The organism is Dolichospermum sp. FACHB-1091, from assembly GCF_014697585.1.
Lineage (GTDB): Bacteria > Cyanobacteriota > Cyanobacteriia > Cyanobacteriales > Nostocaceae > Dolichospermum.
On sequence record NZ_JACJSB010000009.1, the window covers coordinates 129,040 to 153,298 of the forward strand.

Genomic DNA, 24,259 nt, shown 5'->3' on the forward strand with positions numbered 1-24,259 from the left:
GTATATAAGTGATCAGTTTTTTAATTCGGTTTTTGAGTAAATTCTCATTTTCCACCCACCCATAAGCAAAGCGGCTGGGTTAGATTAAACGTCTATAATCATATAGCCAAAGCTTGAATCTCCATCCTTTCTGATTTAATTCTATAAACTGCCATGCTAAAACTTTTGTTGGGCGATCCCAACGCTCGTAAACTTAAAAAATACCAACCTGACATTACAGAAATTAACCTCTTAGAGGAAGATATTAAACCGCTTTCTGATGAACAGTTAAGGGCTAAAACCGTCGAGTTTAAACAACGACTGTCCAAAGGTGAAACCCTAGATGATATTTTGCCAGAAGCCTTTGCTGTGGTTCGGGAATCAGGTCGGCGTGTTTTGGGATTGCGCCACTTTGATGTTCAATTACAAGGCGGTATAATCCTTCACAATGGGCAAATCGCTGAAATGAAAACCGGTGAGGGAAAAACCTTGGTAGCAACTTTACCGAGTTACTTAAATGCCTTAACTGGTAAGGGCGCTCACGTAATTACCGTTAACGATTATCTAGCCCGTCGGGATGCAGAATGGATGGGTCAAGTCCATCGGTTCTTGGGTTTGAGTGTGGGGTTAATTCAGTCTACAATGACCCCCAGTGAACGCAAAAAAAATTATGATTGTGACATTACTTATGTAACAAATAGTGAAATAGGTTTTGATTACCTGCGGGATAATATGGCTACCTCTATGTCCGAGGTGGTGCAACGGCCATTTAATTTCTGTGTCATTGACGAGGTAGATTCAATCCTGATTGATGAAGCCCGGACACCCCTGATTATTTCTGGTCAGGTGGAAAGACCTACGGAAAAATACTTACAAGCTGCGGAAATTTCTTTCACTCTCAAAAAAGATGAACATTACGAAGTTAACGAAAAAGATCGTAATGTTCTTTTGACGGATGAGGGTTTTGCCGAGGCGGAAAATCAACTAGGTGTGACAGATTTATTTGACCCAGAAGACCCTTGGGCGCATTTTATCTTTAATGCAATTAAAGCGAAGGAATTGTTTCTCAAAGATGTCAATTATATTGTCCGCAATGATGAAGTTGTGATTGTGGATGAATTTACAGGGCGGGTATTGCCCGGTAGGCGATGGAGTGATGGATTACACCAAGCAATTGAGGCAAAAGAACACGTAGAAATTCAGCCAGAAACCCAAACTTTGGCGACTATTACCTATCAAAACCTGTTTTTGCTGTATCCCAAGTTGGGGGGAATGACGGGAACTGCAAAAACCGAAGAAGTGGAATTTGAAAAGATTTATAAACGAGAAGTCACAATTATTCCCACAAATCAGCCCAGAAGACGGGAAGATTTATCTGATATGGTGTTTAAAACCGAATCAGGGAAATGGAGAGCGATCGCTAAAGAATGTGCCGAAATGCACGAAAATGGTAGGCCTGTGTTAGTGGGAACAACTAGCGTCGAAAAATCTGAACTCCTGAGCCGACTCCTGAAAGAAATGGAAATTCCCCATGAGTTACTCAACGCTAGACCAGAAAACGTAGAACGAGAAGCGGAAATTATCGCCCAAGCTGGACGCAGTGGGGCTGTAACTATCGCTACTAACATGGCAGGACGTGGTACAGATATCATTCTCGGTGGTAACTCTGAGTATATGGCCAGGTTGAAACTGCGGGAATATTTTATGCCCCGCATTGTCACACCGGAAGATGATGATAGTTTTGGTATTCAGAGGGCTTCTGGACTACCTATAGGTGGTAGCGGTGGTGGACAGGGTTTTGTACCGGGGAAAAAGGTGAAAACTTGGCGGGCTTCTCCAGAAATTTTTCCCACCCAATTAACAAAGGAAACAGAACAGCTTTTAAAAGCGGCTGTAGAAGCGGCTGTAAAGGCTTACGGCGAACGTAGTTTACCGGAGTTGGAAGCAGAAGACAAAGTGGCTGTAGCGGCGGAAAAAGCCCCTACGGATGATGTGGTAATTCAGAAATTGCGGGCGGCCTACCAAGAGATTAAACGTGAATATGAGGAATTTACCAGCCGCGAACATGATCAAGTGGTAGAACGAGGCGGTTTGCACGTCATTGGTACAGAGCGCCACGAATCACGACGGATTGACAACCAGCTACGCGGACGGGCGGGCAGACAAGGCGACCCCGGAACTACAAGATTTTTCCTCAGTTTAGAGGATAACCTATTACGCATCTTTGGAGGCGATCGCGTTGCTGGGTTGATGAATGCGTTTCAAGTCGAAGAAGATATGCCTATTGAGTCGGGTATGTTGACTCGCAGCTTAGAAGGAGCGCAGAAAAAGGTAGAAACCAATTACTACGATATCCGTAAACAGGTATTTGAGTATGACGAGGTGATGAATAACCAACGTCGGGCTATTTATGCGGAACGTCGTCGGGTCTTGGAAGGCGAAGATTTGAAGGAACAGGTGATCAAATACGCTGCAAAAACCATGGACGACATCGTTGATTATTACATTAACCCTGATTTACCTTCGGAAGAATGGGAATTAGAAAAATTGGTGGATAAGGTAAAAGAGTTTGTTTACCTGTTGGCTGATATGCAGTCTGGCCAGTTGGAAGATATGGGAATTTTGGAAATTAAAGCTTTCCTCCATGAACAAGCGCGAATTGCTTATGATCTCAAAGAAGCGCAAATTGACCAAATTCAACCAGGATTAATGCGCCAGGCGGAACGCTTTTTTATTCTTCAACGCATAGATATTCTATGGCGGGAACATCTGCAACAAATGGATGCTTTGCGTGAGTCCGTTGGCTTGCGTGGTTATGGACAAAAAGACCCGCTGATTGAGTATAAGAGTGAGGGTTATGAGTTATTCTTGGATATGATGGTGAATATCCGCCGTGATGTGGTTTATTCTCTGTTTATGTTTCAGCCTCAAGCACAGCAAACTTTGCAGACTTCTGAGATCCTTTAAGAGGATGTAGAAACCCCATCTTAATTGAAGATGGGGCTGTTATTAGTAATACATCACGTTTTTCTCTGTCTTTAACTTAACACTTTAACAACAACTACATCGTGTCAAAAAATATGCTCTTTTTTTTGAAGTTGATTGATTATTTATTAGTTGCAGTTGCGATTGCATCATTTGCTATTATTTATTTTGATTCTAGCAATCAAGATCATGTAATTGCTGCCTCCGTTGCTTTAACTCTTGCTATTGGTTTGTTTATCTTTAATAGACAATCAGTAAATAGTGCCAAAAAGAAAGCAGAAAAAAATCAAATGTCAAAAAAAGCTAAACTTTATACCTCCTTATTGGGTAAAGATACTCAGCTAGACCATAACACAGTTTTGCCAGCACGAGCTAAAGCTTTAGAATATGCTCAAGACTTGATTGACGATTATAAAAGTTCTAGAGACCTTAACAGAACTTTATACTACGTTTTGCAAATTTCTACGGTTATTTTATCAGGTGTGACACCAATTTTGGTTCTAGTTGATAAATTGGAGGCAGGACAACCGTGGTTAAAATGGCTACCTGTCATCTGTCCAGCAGTTGCTTCCATTGTGGCTAGTGTCGTCACATCATTTCCCTTTGAAAAAAATTGGATGGCGGCTAGCACAGCGGTGGAATTGTTAGAATCTGAACAGGAAAAGTTTATTTTAGGAATCACTCCAGCCTATCGTTGTTATGATATTCCAGAAGAAGATAAACAACAACAAAAAATTAGTCAGGCTGTAGAACTATTTATTAATCAAGTGAATAGCATTCACCTGCCACAAGTACAACAAAAAACTGATTCAGACACCGTAAATACAGAAAAACAAGACTCACCAAAACCTGAAGAAGCAACTACAGAACAAAAAGTAGCCCCATAGTCGGGACTAATTGGGTGCAGAATCTGCACCCGAATGTCAGATATCCCTGACATTGCGGTTTATAGTCAAAAAATAGCTAGAATGGTGATACATACTCTGCAAAAGAGAGCCAACCTACCAGTGATCTGATTAACTGCAACTTTGTATGAATTTAAATAGCCAGTCTGTCAATTCTTGTGATACATCTTCCCAGCGTTTGGCAGACATTGTGGGAACAATGATCGCTCTGATAACTCTGATTTTACCAGTATTTATCATTGCCCACTACTCTTCAACCAATGTTGAAAACAATCAGCCCTCTTTAACCTATAACCTGTCTCACACCGGAGATTAAATACAAATGCTATAAGTCTAGTCAATGAAAATACTGATTTTTAGGGACAGAAAAAAACTTAACAAGAATTAACGTTTCACGGAATTTACAGCACTCAACCAGGAATTTTGAGGAAAAGATCCACAATGCCTTAAAATTTGACACTGGGAGCAAAAATATCTACTGCCCCTGTTCACTGTTAATATAGGAGTCTTGTTGTGGATTTATCTCTTATTCCTGCCGAACCCAAACCAGGTCTACTTAACGTCTTAATTGAAATTGCTGGTGGGAGTAAAAATAAATATGAATACGATAAGGATTTACAAGCATTTGCCTTAGATCGCGTTCTCTATTCTTCGGTAAAGTATCCTTATGACTATGGTTTTATCCCTAACACCTTAGCTGACGATGGCGATCCTTTAGATGGTATGGTGATCATGGATGAGCCAACTTTCCCCGGTTGCATCATTGCTGCTAGACCAATTGGTTTTTTAGAAATGATTGACGGTGGTGATCGTGATGAAAAAATTCTTTGTGTTCCCGCCAAAGATCCACGCTATGCTCATGTAAAGTCCCTCAAAGATGTATCCCCCCACAAATTAGAGGAAATTGCGGAATTTTTCCGTAGTTATAAGAATTTGGAAAAAAAGGTAACACAAATTCTCGGTTGGCAAGATGTGGAAAAAGTAGCTCCCTTAGTAGAAAAGTTTATTAAGGCTGCCCAAGGATAATAAACATCTCCAGTAAAGATTGTAGAGACGTTCCATGGAACGTCTCTACAAGGGTTATAAAAAATGCACATTTAATTTTCACTAAATGTCTAGTGGTAATATCAATTACTGATTACCCGCTAAATCAATAATTGTGGAATCATTAATCACAAATACTGATGTAAGTTGGAAAAATCTTCCTGGTTGCAAAAAAAATTTTTAATCCCAATGCAGCGTACTTTCTTGTTAGCAAAAATTCATAACTGTACCCTCACAGGAGCAAATATTAATTATGTGGGTAGTATCAGCATTGACGAAATTCTCTTAGAAAAAGCTGGTATCTTTCCCTATGAGCAAGTACAAGTAGTGAACATTGCTAATGGTGAGCGTTTTACTACTTATGCTATACCTGCGGTAGCTAATTCAGGAGCTATAGAATTAAATGGGGCAGCGGCTCGCTTAGGTGTAGTAGGCGATCGCTTGATCATTATGACTTACGGCCAGTTTACTTTGGAAGAGTTAAAATGTTACTCTCCTACTGTTGTGATTGTGGATGCAAAAAACCAGTTGTTAGAAGTGCGAAATTATGCTTCTGGGGAAGTGAGGGAAGAGGTGTAAGTTCTGTTGTTATTTGAGGTAGTGTGTAAACCATTCTCTTGCTAAATGTGCTACAGCCGCCAATTTACCTGGTTCTGCAAATAAATGTGTAGCCCCAGGAACAATCTCCAACCGTTTGATTGAGTGTAACTGTGCCATTGCATCCTCATTAATCGCTATTACAGGCAGATCATCACCACCAACAATCAACAATGTTGGCGCTTTCACTTCAGGTAATGCTGAACCAGCTAAGTCAGGTCGTCCACCACGGGAAACAATAGCTTTCACAACTTCCCCCCGTTTTGCAGCAGCCACAAGAGCCGCACCCGCACCCGTACTAGCACCAAAGTAACCTATCTTGAGTTCTTGAGTATCTGGGTTCTGTAGTAGCCAGTCCGTAGCTCCAACTAAGCGAGATGCTAACAAACCAATATCAAAGCGTAAATGTCTTGTCCGCAGGTCAATTTCTTCCTCTTCCATAGTCAGCAAATCAAGCAATAAAGTTGCCAGTCCTGCTTGTTGTAATACCTCGGCAACATAACGATTACGGGGACTGTAACGACTGCTACCACTGCCATGGGCAAATAAAACTATCCCGATAGCACTATAGGGGATCACCAAATTACCCTCTAGGGTCACATCACCTGTTATCACTGATACTAGTTGTTCCTGGGGGTTCTGCATTAATGTTCTATCCATAACCAATAAATCAAGAATTACTTGTGCTATTAACCCGATAATTCCTTTTTAATAATTCCCATAATTCTATACATCCATCTTTAATCAGGTGACAGGGAACAGCCAAATAGTAGGGTGTGTTAGCGACAGCGTAACGCACCATTGGTTATTGACATAATCATAAAATCCCTATCTTCATCCTGTAAATCCTTTCATCCTGGATATTATCTCGACTTCGCTCGATAACCACCTGATTCCGACAAATGTGAAAGCATAAATGTTACCAAAATTTCCTGTATGTGACACTAATACAGACTCTAATCAACACATATTAAATCAAAAAAATACGGTTTTATTTCCGATTGAATCCATTATAATTATAACAGAGCCATGTTTTACGTAATGTTACTCATTCCCTACCCCAGACAATAAAAAACCACGTTTCCAAGGTGCAAAGGAAAAAATATGTCTAACAACTCTTTCCTCCGTCAAACCGCAACAACAATTGTTTTTATAGATGCCTCCCTTTCCGACTATCACACCCTCCAAACAGGAATTATCGAAGGCGTAAAAACAGTTATTATTTCCCCAGAGCAAGACGGAATTGAGCAAATTAGCCAAATTTTACAACAACATCCCCACATCACCACCATTCACATCCTTTCCCACGGTGCGCCTGGATGCTTATATTTAGGCAATAGTCAATTAAACTTAACTAATATTCATAATTACACTCAACAATTACAACAATGGCAACCTCAGAATATTTTACTATATGGTTGTAACGTCGCTGCTGGGGATGCTGGGACAGAATTTATTCACAAATTACATCAAATTACAACCGCAACCATTAGCGCCTCCACCACAAAAACCGGCAATGCAGCATTAGGGGGAAATTGGCAATTAGAGGTGAATATTCCCGTTACAGATGAAATCAACCCAGTAAAAAACCTCTCTCCTACAAGGAGAGAGGCTTTAAACATTCCCCCTTCCCTGCTAGGGAAGGGGGTTAGGGGGTTAGGTTCTGTTTTCAATGCACACACCCTCCACAGCTACCAAGGAGTATTTGCACCCACATTAGTGGGCAATTATAATACTTCTGGCTCTGCTTGGGGTGTGCAAGTAGTGGGCAACTATGCTTACGTAGGTGATGGTTATTCAGGACTACAAATAATTGACATCAGCAACCCCACTACCCCCACCCTCAAGGGCAATTATAATACATCTGGCAATGCTTATGGTGTGCAAGTAGTCGGTAACTATGCTTACGTAGCTGATGAGTATTCAGGACTACAAATAATAGACATCAGCAACCCCACAACCCCCACCCTCAAGGGCAATTATGATACATCTGGCAGAGCTATAGGTGTGCAAGTGGTGGGTAACTACGCTTATGTAGCTGATGAGTATTCAGGACTACAAATAATAGACATCAGCAACCCCACAACCCCCACCCTCAAGGGCAATTATGATACATCTGGCTATGCTTCGGGTGTGCAAGTAGTCGGTAACTATGCTTACGTAGCTGATGGGTATTCAGGACTACAAATCATAGACATCAGCAACTCCACTACCCCCACCCTCAAGGGCAATTATGATACATCTGGCTGGGCTGAGGGTGTACTGCAAGTAGTCGGTAACTATGCTTACGTAGGTGATAGTGGTTCAGGACTACAAATAATTGACATCAGCAACCCCACTACCCCTACCCTCAAGGGCAATTATGATACATCTGGCAATGCTTATGGTGTGCAAGTAGTCGGTAACTATGCCTATATTACTGACTGGGGTTCAGGACTACAAATAATAGACATCAGCAACCCCACTACCCCTACCCTCAAGGGCAATTATGATACATCTGGCAATGCTTATGGTGTGCAAGTAGTGGGTAACTATGCCTATGTAGCTGATGGTAATTCAGGACTACAAATCATAGACGTGAGTGAGTTTAATAACCAAGCACCTACTAATCTCACTCTCTCTAATAGCACAATTGCGGAAAACCAAATTATTGGTACAGTGGTTGGTAATCTCACCACCACAGACCCAGATACAGCAAACACCTTTACCTATAGTTTAGTCACCGGAGACGGTGCAACTGATAATAGTTTATTTACCATTACCAATAATCAACTTACCACCAACTTTGTCTTTGACTTTGAAACCAAAAACAGTTATAGCGTTCGACTGAGGACAACAGACCAGGGTGGGTTATTCTTTGAGAGACAATTAACCATTGGAGTAACTGACCTGAACGAAACTCCTACCAACCTCACTCCCTCTAATAGCACCGTTGCGGAAAACCAAATTATTGGTACAGTGATTGGTAATCTTTCCACCACAGACCCAGATACAGCAAACACCTTTACTTATAGTTTAGTCACCGGAGACGGTGCAACTGATAATAGTTTATTCACTATAACCAATAATCAACTTACCACCAACGCTGTCTTTGACTTTGAAACCAAAAACAGTTACAGCGTTCGACTGAGGACAACAGACCAGGGTGGGTTATTCTTTGAGAGACAATTAACCATTGGAGTAACTGACCTGAACGAAACTCCTACCAACCTCACTCCCTCTAATAGCACCGTTGCGGAAAACCAAATTATTGGTACAGTGATTGGTAATCTTTCCACCACAGACCCAGATACAGCAAACACCTTTACTTATAGTTTAGTCACCGGGGACGGTGCAACTGATAATAGTTTATTTACCATTACCAATAATCAACTTACCACCAACTTTGTCTTTGACTTTGAAACCAAAAACAGTTATAGCGTTCGACTGAGGACAACAGACCAGGGTGGGTTATTCTTTGAGAGACAATTAACCATTGGAGTAACTGACCTGAACGAAACTCCTACCAACCTCACTCTCTCTAATAGCACCGTTGCGGAAAACCAAATTATTGGTACAGTAGTGGGTAATCTCACCACCACAGACACAGATACAGGAAACACCTTTACTTATAGCTTAGTTACTGGGAACGGTGCAACGGATAATAGTTTATTTACCATTAGCGGAAATCAACTTAGAACCAACTTTGTATTTGACTTTGAAACCAAAAATAGTTACAGTATTAGAGTTAGAACCACAGACCAAGGGGAGTTATTTTTTGAAAAACAATTAACCATTGGAGTAACTGACCTTAACGATAACGAAAGCTTTACCAGCACAGCCCAACAGGATATCATAGATGCTGACTATGGAGACGACACCATCACCAGCACTTTTGCCAATTTACAACAAAACGACACCATCAAAGGTGGTAATGGCACAGATACCTTAATTATCACTGGAGGAACAGTTAATGATCTTATCTCCATAGATACCAGTAACACCACCAATCAATTAGATATTCCTGGGACAACAGTATTCGGATTTGAACGCTTTGATTTAACTAGCTTTGCGGGTACTATCAGTTTTAACGGTACTACTGGTAATGATTGGATTAAAGCAGGTACAGGAAACGATGATTTAGGAGGTGGAAATGGTAATGACACTCTGAACGGGGGAGCAGGTGCAGATTTATTAGGTGGTGGTAGTGGTAATGACACTTATGTAGTAGATAATGTGGGAGATGTCATTATTGAATTTTTAAATAGTGGAATAGATAACGTTGAATCTTCTATCACTTGGACATTAAGAAACCACTTAGAAAACCTAACGTTACAGGGAACAACCGCTATTAACGGTACTGGTAATAACCTCAATAATATTATTACGGGTAACACTGGTAATAACGTTCTTACAGGTGGTTTAGGAAATGATAGCCTCATTGGTGGTTTAGGAAATGATACCCTCATTGGTGGTGCTGGTAATGACTCCTATTATGTGGACAATACAGCAGATATCATCACAGAAAATGCTAATGAAGGAACAGATAGCGTTTTCACAACTGTAACCTATACCTTAACCACCAATACCGAAAACCTGACGTTACAGGGAACAATCGCTATTAACGGTACTGGTAACACCCTCAGTAATATCATTACAGGTAACGCAGCCGATAACGTTCTCACCGGTGGTGCGGGTGCAGATACTTTAATTGGTGGTGCTGGTAATGACTCCTATTATGTGGACAATACAGCAGATACCATCACAGAAAATGCTAATGAAGGAACAGATAGCGTTTTCACAACTGTAACCTATACCTTAACCACCAATACCGAAAACCTAAAGTTACAGGGAACAACCGCTATTAATGGTACAGGTAATGACTTGAATAATATCATTACAGGTAATACTGGTAATAACGTTCTCACAGGTGGTACGGGTGCAGATACTTTAATTGGTGGTGCTGGTAATGACTCCTATTATGTTGACAGTACAGCAGATACCATCACAGAATTAGTAAATCAAGGAACTGATATTGTTTTCACAACTGTAACCTATACCCTCACCCCCAATACCGAAAACCTGACGTTACAGGGAACAACCGCTATTAACGGTACAGGTAATGACCTGAATAATATCATTACAGGTAATACAGGTAATAACGTTCTCACAGGTGGTTTAGGAAATGATACCCTCATTGGTGGCGCTGGTAATGACTCCTATTATGTGGACAATACAGCAGATACCATCACAGAATTAGTAAATCAAGGAACTGATATTGTTTTCACAACTGTAACCTATACCTTAACCCCCAATACCGAAAACCTGACTTTACAGGGAACAACCGCTATTAACGGTACAGGTAATGACCTGAATAATATCATTACAGGTAACGCAGCAGCTAACATTCTCACAGGTGGCTTCGGTAACGATAGCCTGTACTTAGGTTTAAACGATAATGCTGTAGATAACGTTAATTACGTTCTTGGTGATGCTACAGATACAGTTTACCACTTTGTGCGCGGTGTCGGTGGCGATAGACTGAACTTTACAGGTATTGCCAATTTTGATGTAATTACATCAGGTAATACTACATTAGTGCGGGCTGGGGATGGTATTGGTGGTAATATTGGTTTTGGTACTGGTCAATTATTAGTTACCTTATCCGGTACATTAGGATTTAATAGCACCAATGCGAAGTTAAACCTGTTTGGAGGTACTTTCCTATTTAGTTAATAGCTTTGTTGGGTTTTCTCAACCCAACCTACAATTACAGCACTTCCCGATGTTATGAGGTACAAGAACCCCACCCCCAACCCCCTCCAATATCAAAAGTTTATCCTTTTCTTCCCCCCGCTGCGGGGGGGATTGAGGGGGGTGCGAGGAGGGGGCTTAAGATGTACCTCATAAGAGCGGAAACCCCTGTATCTTTGTTGTTAGGACTTTGTTGGGTTACGCTGTCGCTTAACCCAACCTACAATTATCACAAAACGCAAAAAACCGCGAAAAATTTTATTTTTAGATATTGACAAAGGATTTTAAAAATGTTATCCTTATCTTGATGAGGAAGAACTATCGTAAATTATTTACAGTAGTGTGTGTTAGCTGTATTCGTAACGCACCATTGGTAGAGAACTTGTGTGTAGCATAGCGATCGCCATATTATATAGTAACGCACCATTTTAAATCATTGACATCATCAAAAAATCCCCATCTTCATCCTGTAGATCCTTTCATCCTGGATATCCTGATTCTGACATCACCCCACAAAGCAACAATTAACGCAAAAAAAACCGCGAAAAATTTTATTTTTAGGTGTTGACAAAGGATTTTAAAAATGTTATCCTTATCTTGATAAGGAAGAACTATCTTAAATTATTTAAAAGCAGGGTGTGTTAGCTGTATTCGTAACGCACCATTGGTAGAGAACTTGTGTGTAGCATAGCAATCGCTATATAATAGAGTAACGCACCATTTTAAATCATTATCCTGTACATCCTTTCATCCTGGATATCCTGATATGGCTAACACCACGCTTCGCTGTCAGACATCACCGTACTGATTTCCTCAAGTTTAGCCTTGACTACACCACTGCTGATTAATGTAGCAGCTTTATCTATACCCGCTTGCATATTTGGAGAAATACCACTACGCCACAAATAAAAACCACCATTCCACAAAGCTGTTTGCAGCATTTCGCCGGCGTTTCCTGTTAAAACCCCTTGCAAATCATTGATTAGTTCTGCTGTAGTAGTTAGAGGCACATTTTTAGTTATAAAACCATATTCACGGGGTACGAGTTGTAACCGAGTTAATTCATCTGGATTTAATGAAGATAAACTAATAATAGCTGTGCGATCGCGTGGTAAATCACAACTACCCTCTAAACCTTTAATAAAAGTATATTTCCTGACCCCACGTAACCCTAAAGCCACTTGAAACATTGCTTCTGTAGGGGGATGAACAAAACCAGCAATAATGTGAGCATCACCAGCGTAGGGACACCAAATTAACTCCATGGTTGCTAATGGTGGACGTTTACCCAATTGCTCACGATATGACCACAAAATTTGATTGAGGGGAAAATGCTTTGGGGTGTAAACAAAGCCAATTCCTGTGGCTTCAAAGACCTGCTGGGTTTGTTCTAGTGTTAAGCTAGTCCAATCTATTCCTAAACCTTGCCAAATTTCGATTAAAGGTAGACCATATTTTGTCGGTAAACGATCTCCTCCGTGCATAATTACAGGTTGTCCCGCAGCAGCTAATAGTAAAGCCGTAATCACATTAATCGGTGCAGTACGAGTTCTGCCATCATAGGGTATACCTAAAATAATTACAGGTTGTCCTATTGATTGCAACTTGGGACCGAGTTCATAGTAAGCGTCTAACATTCCTGCTAACTCTGCTCCCGTGGGACGTTTAATACGGTGAGCAATTAAAAATGCACCAACTTGTACAGGTGTAGCTTCATTTAATAACATCATTCTTGTAGCAGTAGCCGCTTCATCACGGGTTAAATTTTCTGATGTGTGATTTCCGCTACCTATTTTTTGGATAAATTCTCTAAAGTTAGTCATTAGTCAGTTGTCATTGCGGGAATATTATTCTTGACAAGTTGCCAAAAGTGTTGTATGGGAGGAATCTGGAGACGGTCGTGAGTGGTCACCATTACTACCCGACGAGTTAAACCAGAATTATCGGCTAAATTGTTATTTTCGGCTAGGGGACGAACTGCAAGGGTAGGATCATTTCTAGATTCTATTAATGCTGACTGGGGAAGTAAAGCAATCAGTTCTCCTTGACGAACTACTCCCCGAAAGGCTTCTAAGGTATTTACTTCTAAAGCCGCGCTGAGTTTGGTTGACTTACTTTCAAATTTATCCTGAATAAGACGCTGCATCCCATAACCTTCTTTAAATACTACTTGACGATAGCGAATTAATTCTAGCCAAGGTATAGATTGATATTCAGATAGGGGATGATTAGCAGCGACTAAAACCTCTATTGGTTCATCATATAGCACTTCTACCGCCATTTCCTTGCCTGTGATTAAAAAGCGATTGTGCATAACAATTGCTAAGTCTACTAAACCATCTTTGAGAACTTTTAGCGAGCGATCGCTTCCTAAGGATGTTACCCGCAATTGTACCTCTGGGTAATCATGGCAAAATTTTTGTAACACTGGTGGTAGATAAGAAGCACAAACAGAATGAATGACTGCAATACATAATTCTGGTTGCTTTCCTCCGATTAACTCCGTTAACTCTTGTGTAGCAGATTCCCATTCTTGACAAATTTTCTGGACACGGGGGAGTAAGCGTTCACCGCCTAAAGTTAGTTTAGCATGGGTACTGCGGTGAAACAGTTCTACCCCCAAATTTGCCTCCAGTCCCTGAATTTGTCTACTAATGGTAGATTGAGTCACACCACATTGTTTTGCAGCTTGTTGAAAACTGCCAGTTTGTGCGATCGCCAAAAAGGCTTGCAACTGCTCTAAGCGCATTTTGATTTAGCCTGATGATACATGATAAATTTAACGGAATTTAACTCATTTTCCGTATAATTTTAATTTAACTTAATTTTTATCCAGTATTTAATTTACATAATTATATTAGCAGAAATACTTGCTAATACTGAATTGTTTTGATGAGGTTTAAATTCCCGTCAGTAATAGTCTATGCAAAATCTCAAATTCTTTGCCTAAGTCCCGCTAATAATTCGTTTTCGCAATTCATCAGCTATTAATATCAACGGTGGACAAATCAATAAAATTAGCAAATATGATGGTTTTAAAGCTGCTGTCGAGAAGATTTTTTGCAGAGTAGGAGAATAAATAATAGAGAGAATTAGAAACCATTCCACCGCAATTCCTGCCCAAATCAAGCGGTTAGTAAAAAACCCCAAACGCAAAATCGAAAACCGTTCCGAACGACAGGCAAAAACATTACCATCTTGACAAGCCACAATTACGGCTAAAGTCATTGTTGTTGCTTGATGATAAATCGCCATTGTAGCGGCATTAGCCGAGTGCGATAAAATACTGGCGCTAAGTGCCTGTAATTGGGTCATATTATAACCATTTGTCCACCAAACAAAGAAAAATCCCCCCATACCTGCCAAACCTTCCAGCAGTCCTAAAAAGCAGTAAGCACGTAACAATAAAGGTAAATCTAAGAGTGGTTGGGATTTTTTGCGGGGTGGTAACTCCATGGAACCAGCTTCCGGTTTTTCTGCCCCTAATGCCAGTGCGGGCAGCATATCTGTACCTAAGTCAATGGCTAATATCTGCAAAATTACCAAAGCTGGAGGTATTTTCAAAAACACCATTGCCAGGAAAGGCAAAAACTCCGCCATATTAGAAGCGAGAATATAAGTCATGAATTTGCGGATGTTTTGATACACCGACCGACCCTGTTCAACGGCGGCGACAATAGTAGCAAAATTATCATCTATGAGAACAATATCCGCAGCTTCACGGGCAACATCAGTCCCGCTAATTCCCATAGCAATGCCGATATTAGCAGCGCGTAAAGCGGGGGCATCGTTGACACCATCACCAGTAACAGCGACGACATGACCAAGGGTTTTATATGCTTCCACTAATCTGAGTTTCTGTTCCGGCATTACCCTGGCAAATACTAACCCAGTTTTGTGCTTGTGGAGGATTTGCCGCAATTGGGTATCAGAAAGATGTCCCAATTGTTCACCAGTGATGATTCTGGGTTTACCGTTGGCTAAACCAATACGTTGTGCAATTGCTGCCGCTGTCAAGCCATAATCACCCGTAATCATAGTAACTTGAATCCCGGCACGATGACAAAGAGCGATCGCATCAGCAACTTCTGGCCGGGCTGGATCAATCATCGCCACCAATCCCAAAAAAGTCAAATCCTGTTCTAACAAATTATCATCTAGGTTATTTAATTCCGCCCCACCGTGCCTAGTAGCCACCCCCAAGACACGATAACCTTGACTTGCTAATTGATCATTAGCCGTCACAACTTCCTCGCGCTGAGTTTCCGTCAATTCCCGCTTTTCCCCCGAATGCCATAAATACCGCGAATGCTGCAACACATCTAAAGTTGATCCCTTCGTAAAAATCAAATACTGGGAATTTTCCCTATCATCTAACTGCAAATTTCCCTGTAATAAAACCGTCATCATTCGTCGGTGGGAATCAAAAGGAATTTCCCGAACCCTTGGGGCTTGCTGTTGCAACTCCTCCAACTTCAACCCCGCCTTAATAGCAGCCACCAATAACGCCCCTTCCGTAGGATCACCCAATACTTGCCATTGATGAGAATTAGGGGGATGATTTAACCGCGCATTAGAACAAAGTGCCGCACCAGCCAACATTAACCGCACCTCATTTCTCCGTGTCCTCTGCGCCTCTGTGGTTCGTAACTCTTCCGTAATAATTTCCACTTTTCCCTTCGGTTCATAACCCACCCCAGTCACATTAATATTAGTATTGGGAATCCACAATTGGCGGACAGTCATTTCATTTTTAGTCAAAGTCCCAGTTTTATCAGTGCAAATCACGGTTACAGCACTCAGAGTTTCCACCGCAGACAAACGCCGCACCAAAGCATTTTGTTTAGCCATGCGTTTGACACCAATAGCTAAGGCTAGACTGACAGTAGGTAATAAACCTTCGGGGACAAATGCCACAATAATACCAATGGCAAAAATGAAACTTTCTTTGAGTTGCATTCCTACCAGCAACTTAGTTAATAAAAATATCACCACCCCCATACTCAAAGCAATGATGGTAATGATGTGAACTACTCTGGAAATTTGCACTTCTAAAGTGCTGGCTTCCCGCTTCACATGGGCTGTAAGATGGGCAACTTGACCAAATTCCGTATGTGTGCCTGTGGCATAAACTACCGCCAAACCCCGACCTGCGGCCACAGTAGAACCGGCAAATACTAAGTTACTAGCTTCTGAAGCATGGATATTGGCGGCGGTGACGGGTTCGCTAATGCGGGGAACGGGCAAAGATTCCCCTGTGAGTACGGAAACATCTACATATAAAGATTGACTTTGAATAATTCTGGCATCAGCGGATATCTTATCACCTTCTTCTAACTGCATGACATCGCCGCTAACTAATTCACGGGCAGCAATTATAGATAATTTTCCATCACGATAAACTTTAGCTTGGGAAGGTAAGATTTTTTTCAGGGCTGATAAAGCTTTTTCCGCTTGATATTCCTGCCAAAAACTAAAAATAGCATTAATCCAAATTACTGCCCAAATTGCCCAACCTAATTCTGGTGTTTGGGAAATAAAAGCTAATATTCCCGCTACCCACAACAGCAAGGCCATAAAATGGGTTAGTTGGTCGGTAAAACGCAGAATTAAAGGGCGTGTTTGGGGTTCGGGTAGTTCGTTATAACCAGATTGTTTTAATCTTAAATTTGCTTCGGCCTCGCTGATACCTTGGGGCGTGGTTATGAGGGTCTTGTAAACATTTGTAGGTGTCAGCGTCCAAATATGAAAGTTGGAATCCATACTTTTGGTATCAATCGGGCTTTGGCTTTGATTTTGATATTTTAGATGCTGAGTTTATACCTGTTCATCTGTCTGAGGTGTGGGGTGGGTTTTTTGGGGTGGTTAGATGGTAAAATGAGTCACTATAAAAATAATTATCTTTATATATTTCTGAACCGATGATAATTTGGCGACCAGGGCAACCAATCAACAAAGGTAAATATATCATTCAAGGCAAACCCTTGGGTATCGGTGGTTTTGGTATTACCTACAAAGCTTTAGAACCCAAGACGGGTAAATTATACGCCGTTAAAACGCTCAATCAGGAAATGCAATTGCGAGACGACTTTGCAGCCCAACAAGTTAAGTTTATTAACGAAGCTTTAAAAATAGCAAGTTTTGATCATAAACACATTGTCAAAGTCCATGAAGTTATCGAAGAAGTAGAAGTAATTGAGGAAGAGAAATTTAGATTGGTTGGCGTGGTGATGGAATATATTGATGGGGTAACTTTATTTAAGTATGTCCAGAATAAAGGACAACTTTCCGAAACTGAAGCACTACTATATATAAATCAAATTAGTCAGGCTTTAGAATATATTCACGCCAAAGGAAGTTTACACCGCGACATTAAACCCGAAAATATTCTCTTACGCCAAAATGAACAAGAAGCCGTTTTAATTGATTTTGGTTCAACTCGCAGTATGGCTAAGACAAGCATGACTATCTCATTAACAGAAGGTTATGCACCTATTGAACAATATCGGGATAAAGGCAATTTTGGACCCCATACCGATGTTTACGCTTTGGCTGCAACTTTATATTATCTTCTCACTGCTGATGGACTTAAACGAGACTCAAAATCTACTCCAGCACCCGCATACAAACGTGAACAGATTAAAACTTTTGACTTTTTAGTAAAACCAAAAGTTTATAATCAAAGTCTTAGTCAGAGGGTGAATGATGCTATTTTGGAGGGTATGGAATTAGAACCAAAAAACCGGACTCAGACAGTATTAAAGTTTCGGGAAAATTTGGGTTTAGTTAATATTGAAAAAGAGCAAGAAATACAATTAAAATCATCCTGTGGAATGGACTACAGACAACTGTGTGACTTACTCGCAGCAGAGAAATGGAAAGAAGCAGATGAGGAAACATCGCTGGTAATGTTAGCGGTTGCTAAAAGGGAAAAGGAAGGTATTTTAAATATTCACAGTATTGATAATTTTCCCTGCAAAGACCTCCACACCATTGACCAGTTGTGGGTAAAATACAGTGATGGTAAATTTGGGTTTTCTGTGCAGAAACAGATTTATCAAAGTTTAGGTGGAACGAGAAAGCACAATTCAGAAATCTGGCAGAAGTTCGGGGAAGAGGTAGGATGGAGAAGAGGAGGAGACTGGTTGTCCCCCTACGATATTACTTTTAACAAGACAGCACCAAAAGGTTGCCTCCCTCGCAGGTGTCATAAGGTTTGGGGTCTGTTATTCTCTCGCATCGAGACTTGTAAACTGTAACATTTAAAGGTTACAGAAAATTATTAAGTCTGAATCAGGATAACCAGGATTAAAGGATTTACAGGATTTTATTTTCTGATGAAACCTCCCCCAATTTTGAGATAATTAATTGGATGAACGAGAAAATTACTCCCTTCCCACACAAAGATAACTGATATTTTTTCTCTGTGTCCTCTGTGTCTCTGTGGTTCGTTTAAAAAAAATTAGTAATCTAACAGTAATATCAAGAATAATTGAACGCAGATAAACACAGATAAAGATGGACAATCAAAAATCAAAACATGAAACTTTCAAACAACATCCTGTAAATCCTAAAATCCTGGACATCCTGATTCTGACAAATAATAAAATATCCAATAACCTGTATCAGCAAATACTTTTTTCATTCTCAACTCTTGGGTGAACCATATAAATAGTAATCTAAATTTTTTGACATATCAGATGGTAGTTTTTCCCATTCTGTTTGAGGAATTTGGCTAGTAATATTATCAATGAAATTTAAAAAAGATGGAGATGATAAGTTATTGCTAACATCTCCAGTTTGACTTTCGGAAATTCTTTGCTTAAACCTGTTTTTAATGAAGAGTAAGAAATTTAAAACTTCTTCAATTAAAAAATCCGATGATTGAGTAATTTCTTTGATTAGTTCTTCTTTTGCTGTCATGACTTCACCTTGTTTACTTCATGATTTATATCATCTTTAGCTGCATAATTTTGTTTAATTCTTTGTTGAAGATCACCAAATACCTTGCGACGTTCACGTTGTGAGATTTGAGATATTTCGTAATTTATATCATCACTTGCATGATAACGTTTACGTAGTGGACGTACATAAGTTATATGAGCAGTTGGTTGATTTTCATCGCGTTGATTCTCATACCATTGATTAATCAAAGAAACAATATCATTTATTGCCTCTTTGGTTAATTCTCTAAACTCTGGACTTCTATTAAATTTTAATTTGTTACTGTTTTCGTTATCAAGAATTGGTTCGCTAATCCATTTATAGTAGCCATTATCATTGTCGAGGGTAAAGAAAAATAGACATATTGGAAAATTACACTTTTTTAATCGTGATTGCAGAACATCTACATCTGCTCCTTCTATATTGAAAACAGCATCATTTTGAATTATTTTAGGTGTGGATTTTACAGCTTTTATTTCCACACCAAAAAGCCTATTAATATCTTCACCATTTTTGCTAATGGAAACTAGAACATCTAAATCATAATCTTTTGTATCTCTATAAACAATCAAATCATCACGTTCAGTTAAAGATACTATTGCTAAAGCTTTTGAACGTAAACCAATATACCAAGGTTGTTCTATTTGCATTGTTTCATCTCCATTTGAACTTGGAACTTAAATTTTTTTGTTTATTCTGTGTATAAGGTTTCCAGAAATCATTGACTTCATTCCAAAGGATTTCTCTATTTTGTTTATTAATAGGAAATTCAGTAGATAGGCTTGAGAGAGATTTTAAATTTTCTCCATTAGCAGAAACTATATAACCTGTTCCTTGAATGTCATCAATTCCCACTATATAAGTTGGTGCTGGATAAGATGCTATACCAATTACAGATTCTTCTTTTACTTTCACCTTAAGGCGATTCTCTTTTTGAGTATAACCTTGCCTAGTAGTTTTGACTTGTACAAAGAAATAGGGAATATAAGAAACAGGACCAACTAACTCCACAATAAAATCAACATACTGCCATTTATCTCCTAAAAACTGTGGCTTAAAAATTGGACTATCAGAGTGAAATGTTGTTATTAAAAGGTTAAATAACCATTCACCTCTTTGTCCTAGTGCATCCCTCATTGTGTTCTCTATACCCCTATCATAATTCAAGTTATCATCTTCTTCCCATAATACAGGGTAGGCAAAATTGCCCACCCCAGATTACTTTGCGCCTTTGCTCCTTAGCGTCTTTGCGCGAAACTACCTTAAACTATGCACCTTCCCGCAACTTATCCAACACACTGCGATCCTCTAAAGTCGAAGTATCTCCCGACACCTCTTGACCTGCTGCCAAATTCCGCAATAACCGACGCATAATTTTACCCGATCGCGTTTTTGGCAAAGCATCAGTAAAGCGAATTTCACCGGGACGAGCGATCGCTCCAATCTCACTGACAACGTGCTTTTTCAGTTCCTTACTTAACTCCTCACTGGCTTGATACGTCCCCTCTAAAGTGACAAAAGCTACAACTTCCTCACCTTTCAATTCATCCGGTTTACCCACTACAGCAGCCTCAGCCACCGCCGGATGAGACACTAGGGCTGATTCTACTTCCATTGTTCCCAAGCGGTGTCCAGAGACGTTCAGGACATCATCTACGCGCCCCATGACCCAGAAATAGCCATCTTCATCCTTCCTTGCACCATCGCCAGCAAAGTACGTATATTTACCATCTGTGGGCGGAATATGTTCCCAATAAGTCCGCCGGAAACGCTCAGGATCACCGTACACAGTCCGCATCATTCCCGGCCAAGGATGACGAATGGCTAAATAACCACCTTCATTATCAGGAACGGAATTACCTTCTAAATCCACTACATCCGCAATAATACCGGGAAAAGGTAGAGTCGCTGAACCGGGTTTTGTAGCAATTGCCCCAGGTAAGGGTGTAATCATAATCCCACCGGTTTCCGTTTGCCACCAGGTATCAACTATTGGGCAGCGTTCACCACCGATAATTTTTTGATACCATATCCAAGCTTCGGGGTTAATCGGTTCACCGACAGTTCCCAGTAATCTCAGAGAAGAAAGATTACGTTTATTAGGATGATGTTCACCCATTTTAATAAAGGCACGAATGGCGGTTGGTGCAGTATAAAAAATGGTCACGCCGTATTTTTCAATCACATCCCAGAAGCAACCAGGATTAGAAGCACGGGGCGCACCTTCATACATGACAGTGGTTGCACCGTTGGAAAGGGGTCCATAAACTATATAGCTATGTCCCGTAATCCAACCGACATCAGCAGTACACCAATATACATCTGTGTCCTGAAGATCAAAAATCCATTTGGTAGTGATATGACTGTATAAGTTATAACCGCCTGTGGTGTGGACTACCCCTTTCGGTTTTCCTGTACTACCGGAAGTGTAGAGAACAAACAGCATATCTTCACTGTCCATTGGTTCTGCGGGACAATCCGCAGAAACGCCTTTTTGTAAATCATGCCACCAATGGTCACGACCTGCTGCCATTTGTATTGTTTGATTTGTGCGTTTGACAACTAGCACATCTGTAATACTGGGGACTGCATTGTTTTCTAAAGCCTTGTCTACCTGTTCTTTGAGGGGGACAATTGCATCCTTGCGCCAACCACCATCCGCTGTGATTACTATCTTTGCTTCCGCATCATTTAAGCGATCGCGTAAGGCTTCAGCACTAAAACCACCGAAAACAACGCTATGGGGTGCGCCAATTCTGGCACAGGCTAACATAGCTATGGCGGCTTCGGGAATCATTGGCATATAAATACCAATGCGATCGCCTTTTTTCGCGCCTAATTGTTTTAGTACATTAGCGAATTGACAAACTTCTCGATGTAATTGGGAGTATGTCAGAGTGCGAGAATCTCCCGGTTCTCCTTCCCAAATCAACGCAGCCTTATTTTTACGCCAGGTAGTGAGATGTCTGTCAAGACAATTGTGAGAAATATTAATCTTACCGTTGACAAACCACTTGACAAAAGGCGGTTGCCAATCTAGCACAGTGTCCCACTTTTGAACCCAGTGTAACTCATTTTCTGCCAATTCTGCCCAAAATTGCTGAGGATCGGCTTTGGCTTTGTCGTAAAGACGCTGATAATCTGCTAAACTCTTGATATGGGCATTTTGCGAAAAATCACTGGTAGGCGGAAATAGCCGCTTTTCCTGTAAAATGGATTCTATAGTTGGTTGAGACATGATAATGGATAAAAACGATATTGTGGCTAAAACTATTCTTAACTAAGTTGTACTCAATAATGTTGAGATTTTCATAAAGCTGCACTGAATGTAAAGATTATTTACTGATATGCTCATCTAATCCTACTTTAGTAAGAAAATTAAACAACGCTGAATTTATCAGTGCTGTAGTAAAATAAAATAATGATGATGTTTTTAACAATCTTATTTACCGATCAAGTTCGACATAAGCCTTTAACAAGTAAGTTAGTGTTTTACCATAGGATACAGTTTGCAAGCCAAAGAAATTAAGGATAAATTAAACCTACTGATTGAACAAGCCTCTGAAATAGATCCAAGTCTCATGATAAAATTAATAGAGATCAACCGTTGGATTAAACATATCAAGCTTGGTTCTCTGATGTCCAAACCAATTGTCGTGGCTTTTTTATTAGAAGTAATTACAGACTCTAGGGTTTGGTTAGCAATTAGATCTCTACCCTCCGCAGAAGAGCAAAAACTACAGTTTGAGCAAATGACCGCCAATGAAAGATATTGGTACGGTTATCTATTTCCTAAATGGATAAACGCCACAGACACCAAATTTTATATTTGGAAGAAAAAAATGATGGCGGGGGAATTTAATCAAACTGATAGTGATATCATTAAATATATAGCTCAAGATATTGTCCATCGTGAAGGGGATTTTTGGCGGCGTTATATAGCTGACCTTTCTATGGCCACAGACCTTATTGTCAGTAATCATCAAAATAAACCACTCTGTATTCAAGTCACAAGTGTTAGTGAAGAATTTCATGCTCAAAAATATCAAAAGTGGCAAAATGCACTGCAATTGTGGGAAATAGAAAGAGGATTATTCTTGAGTTATAATCCGCAAGAAAATGATTTTATTCAACAATTAGTCAATGTTGCACTGTATAACAGTGATCATCTGGCCGAAGGGAAGTATATGAATTTTTCCTGATTCCCAAATATTAAAATCGAAATCTGTGTCCTAGCCAACATCATTAATCTGCTGAAAATGCCATTTATGGTTAATCAACAACAAACTAATAGCAACGCTCAACTCGAAAATCTGACTGAAGCGTTAGCAGTAGCCCGGAATATGCAGCAAGATTGGTTAAATTATGGATTAAATTTTGTTCATATTTATGTAGAAGATGTAGAAAGTGATTGGTTAGAAACTTGGGGAGATGATCAAATATCTAGTCCGTTATTTGATGCTATTAAAGAATTTTTGGTTAGTGATGATGATGTAGCTATAAAAATTAGAAAGCATTTAGGAGATATATCATTGTTTGATTTAGCAGTAGATTTAGAAGAATGTTTGAGAATTTCTAGAGATAATGATCAAATATCCGCTGTCAAAGATGTATTAGCAGGTGACTTTGATATTGATGATGTGGAATTATTATATCTAGCTGATAATTTTGTCAATAAAGTGTCATCAAAGTGTCACACAAAATTATAATATTCAGTTCGTAGTCAGGGCTTTAGCCCTGATTTTTAGGAATCAAGTGATAACTACGAGCTAGGGTAAGTTATGAACCTGAAATAAATATCAGATAGTATTGTTGGCTGGGGCGGGCTGGAAGCCCACCCCACAATCAATATATCACCACAATCAATATATCATTGCTCTCTAAATATAGAGAGATTAACATAAAAATAAAGCGATCGCTCACCATGATTCAGGAAAAAATCGCTTTATTTTTATTATTTACAGCACTTCCCGATGTTATGAGGTACAAGAACCCCACCCCCAACCCCCTCCAATATCAAAAATTTATCCTTTTCTTCCCCCCGCAGCGGGGGGATTGAGGGGGGTGCGAGG

17 protein-coding genes are annotated in these 24,259 nt (G+C 40.0%); 9 read left to right on the forward strand and 8 right to left on the reverse strand.

What is annotated here, in order from left to right; translation table 11 throughout:
• The first annotated feature begins 153 nt into the window (after positions 1-153).
• The 5 genes from secA to panD all read left to right on the forward strand — a co-directional run bounded on the left by secA (position 154) and on the right by panD (position 5,492).
• Positions 154-2,946 (forward strand): preprotein translocase subunit SecA, encoded by a 2,793-nt coding sequence (gene secA / locus H6G25_RS08030; protein WP_190392023.1) that lies wholly within the window; start codon positions 154-156, stop codon positions 2,944-2,946.
• A 113-nt stretch (positions 2,947-3,059) separates the two neighbouring features.
• Complete coding sequence (locus H6G25_RS08035; protein WP_190392024.1) at positions 3,060-3,851, forward strand: DUF4231 domain-containing protein; 792 nt, start codon at positions 3,060-3,062, stop codon at positions 3,849-3,851.
• Between the two features lie 145 nt (positions 3,852-3,996).
• A complete protein-coding gene (locus tag H6G25_RS08040; RefSeq protein ID WP_190392025.1) occupies positions 3,997-4,185 on the forward strand; it encodes a hypothetical protein in 189 nt (62 codons plus the stop codon).
• A gap of 197 nt (positions 4,186-4,382) precedes the next feature.
• Entirely contained in the window at positions 4,383-4,895 is a 513-nt protein-coding gene (locus H6G25_RS08045) for an inorganic diphosphatase (RefSeq protein ID WP_190392026.1), read from the forward strand.
• Between the two features lie 207 nt (positions 4,896-5,102).
• Complete coding sequence (gene panD, locus H6G25_RS08050; RefSeq protein ID WP_190392027.1) at positions 5,103-5,492, forward strand: aspartate 1-decarboxylase; 390 nt, start codon at positions 5,103-5,105, stop codon at positions 5,490-5,492.
• A gap of 9 nt (positions 5,493-5,501) precedes the next feature.
• Here the strand turns inward: panD and H6G25_RS08055 are convergent, their stop codons facing one another.
• The gene (locus H6G25_RS08055) at positions 5,502-6,170 is read right to left on the reverse strand and encodes a dienelactone hydrolase family protein (protein WP_190392028.1); all 669 of its coding nucleotides are present in this window, start codon (positions 6,168-6,170) and stop codon (positions 5,502-5,504) included.
• Positions 6,171-6,614: 444 nt separating this feature from the next.
• Here H6G25_RS08055 and H6G25_RS08060 point away from each other — a divergent pair, with 444 nt between their 5' ends.
• Positions 6,615-11,225 (forward strand): DUF4347 domain-containing protein, encoded by a 4,611-nt coding sequence (locus H6G25_RS08060; protein WP_190392029.1) that lies wholly within the window; start codon positions 6,615-6,617, stop codon positions 11,223-11,225.
• A gap of 788 nt (positions 11,226-12,013) precedes the next feature.
• Here the strand turns inward: H6G25_RS08060 and H6G25_RS08065 are convergent.
• The 3 genes from H6G25_RS08065 to H6G25_RS08075 form a co-directional block, all read right to left on the reverse strand.
• A complete protein-coding gene (locus H6G25_RS08065) occupies positions 12,014-13,066 on the reverse strand; it encodes an anthranilate phosphoribosyltransferase family protein (protein WP_190392030.1) in 1,053 nt (350 codons plus the stop codon).
• Positions 13,066-13,992 carry a LysR family transcriptional regulator gene (locus H6G25_RS08070; RefSeq protein WP_190392031.1) on the reverse strand — a complete coding sequence of 309 codons (927 nt, stop codon included), beginning with the start codon at positions 13,990-13,992 and terminating at the stop codon, positions 13,066-13,068. Before H6G25_RS08070 ends, H6G25_RS08065 begins: the two co-directional genes overlap by 1 nt.
• Positions 13,993-14,189: 197 nt before the next feature.
• Positions 14,190-17,006, reverse strand: coding sequence for a cation-transporting P-type ATPase (locus H6G25_RS08075; protein ID WP_190392032.1), 2,817 nt, complete (start codon positions 17,004-17,006; stop codon positions 14,190-14,192).
• 158 nt (positions 17,007-17,164) lie between these two features.
• Here H6G25_RS08075 and H6G25_RS08080 point away from each other — a divergent pair, with 158 nt between their 5' ends.
• Positions 17,165-18,502 carry a serine/threonine-protein kinase gene (locus tag H6G25_RS08080; RefSeq protein ID WP_190392033.1) on the forward strand — a complete coding sequence of 446 codons (1,338 nt, stop codon included), beginning with the start codon at positions 17,165-17,167 and terminating at the stop codon, positions 18,500-18,502.
• Positions 18,503-18,890: 388 nt separating this feature from the next.
• On the opposite strand, the gene H6G25_RS08085 is transcribed toward H6G25_RS08080, so the two are convergent.
• The 4 genes from H6G25_RS08085 to acs all read right to left on the reverse strand — a co-directional run bounded on the left by H6G25_RS08085 (position 18,891) and on the right by acs (position 22,425).
• A complete protein-coding gene (locus H6G25_RS08085) occupies positions 18,891-19,166 on the reverse strand; it encodes a hypothetical protein (protein ID WP_190392034.1) in 276 nt (91 codons plus the stop codon).
• A complete protein-coding gene (locus tag H6G25_RS08090) occupies positions 19,163-19,837 on the reverse strand; it encodes a DUF4365 domain-containing protein (RefSeq protein ID WP_190392035.1) in 675 nt (224 codons plus the stop codon). Before H6G25_RS08090 ends, H6G25_RS08085 begins: the two co-directional genes overlap by 4 nt.
• Positions 19,838-19,841: 4 nt before the next feature.
• Positions 19,842-20,324: a DUF4365 domain-containing protein gene (locus tag H6G25_RS08095; protein WP_190392036.1), complete on the reverse strand. Its 483-nt coding sequence runs from the start codon at positions 20,322-20,324 to the stop codon at positions 19,842-19,844.
• 130 nt (positions 20,325-20,454) lie between these two features.
• Entirely contained in the window at positions 20,455-22,425 is a 1,971-nt protein-coding gene (gene acs / locus H6G25_RS08100) for an acetate--CoA ligase (protein ID WP_190392037.1), read from the reverse strand.
• 271 nt (positions 22,426-22,696) lie between these two features.
• On the opposite strand from acs, the gene H6G25_RS08105 reads away from it, so the two are divergent.
• Together H6G25_RS08105 and H6G25_RS08110 are read left to right on the forward strand one after the other, a co-directional pair.
• Positions 22,697-23,389 (forward strand): hypothetical protein, encoded by a 693-nt coding sequence (locus tag H6G25_RS08105; RefSeq protein WP_190392038.1) that lies wholly within the window; start codon positions 22,697-22,699, stop codon positions 23,387-23,389.
• Between the two features lie 66 nt (positions 23,390-23,455).
• Positions 23,456-23,896, forward strand: a complete 441-nt coding sequence (locus H6G25_RS08110; RefSeq protein WP_190392039.1) for a hypothetical protein — start codon at positions 23,456-23,458, stop codon at positions 23,894-23,896.
• Positions 23,897-24,259: the final 363 nt, after the last annotated feature.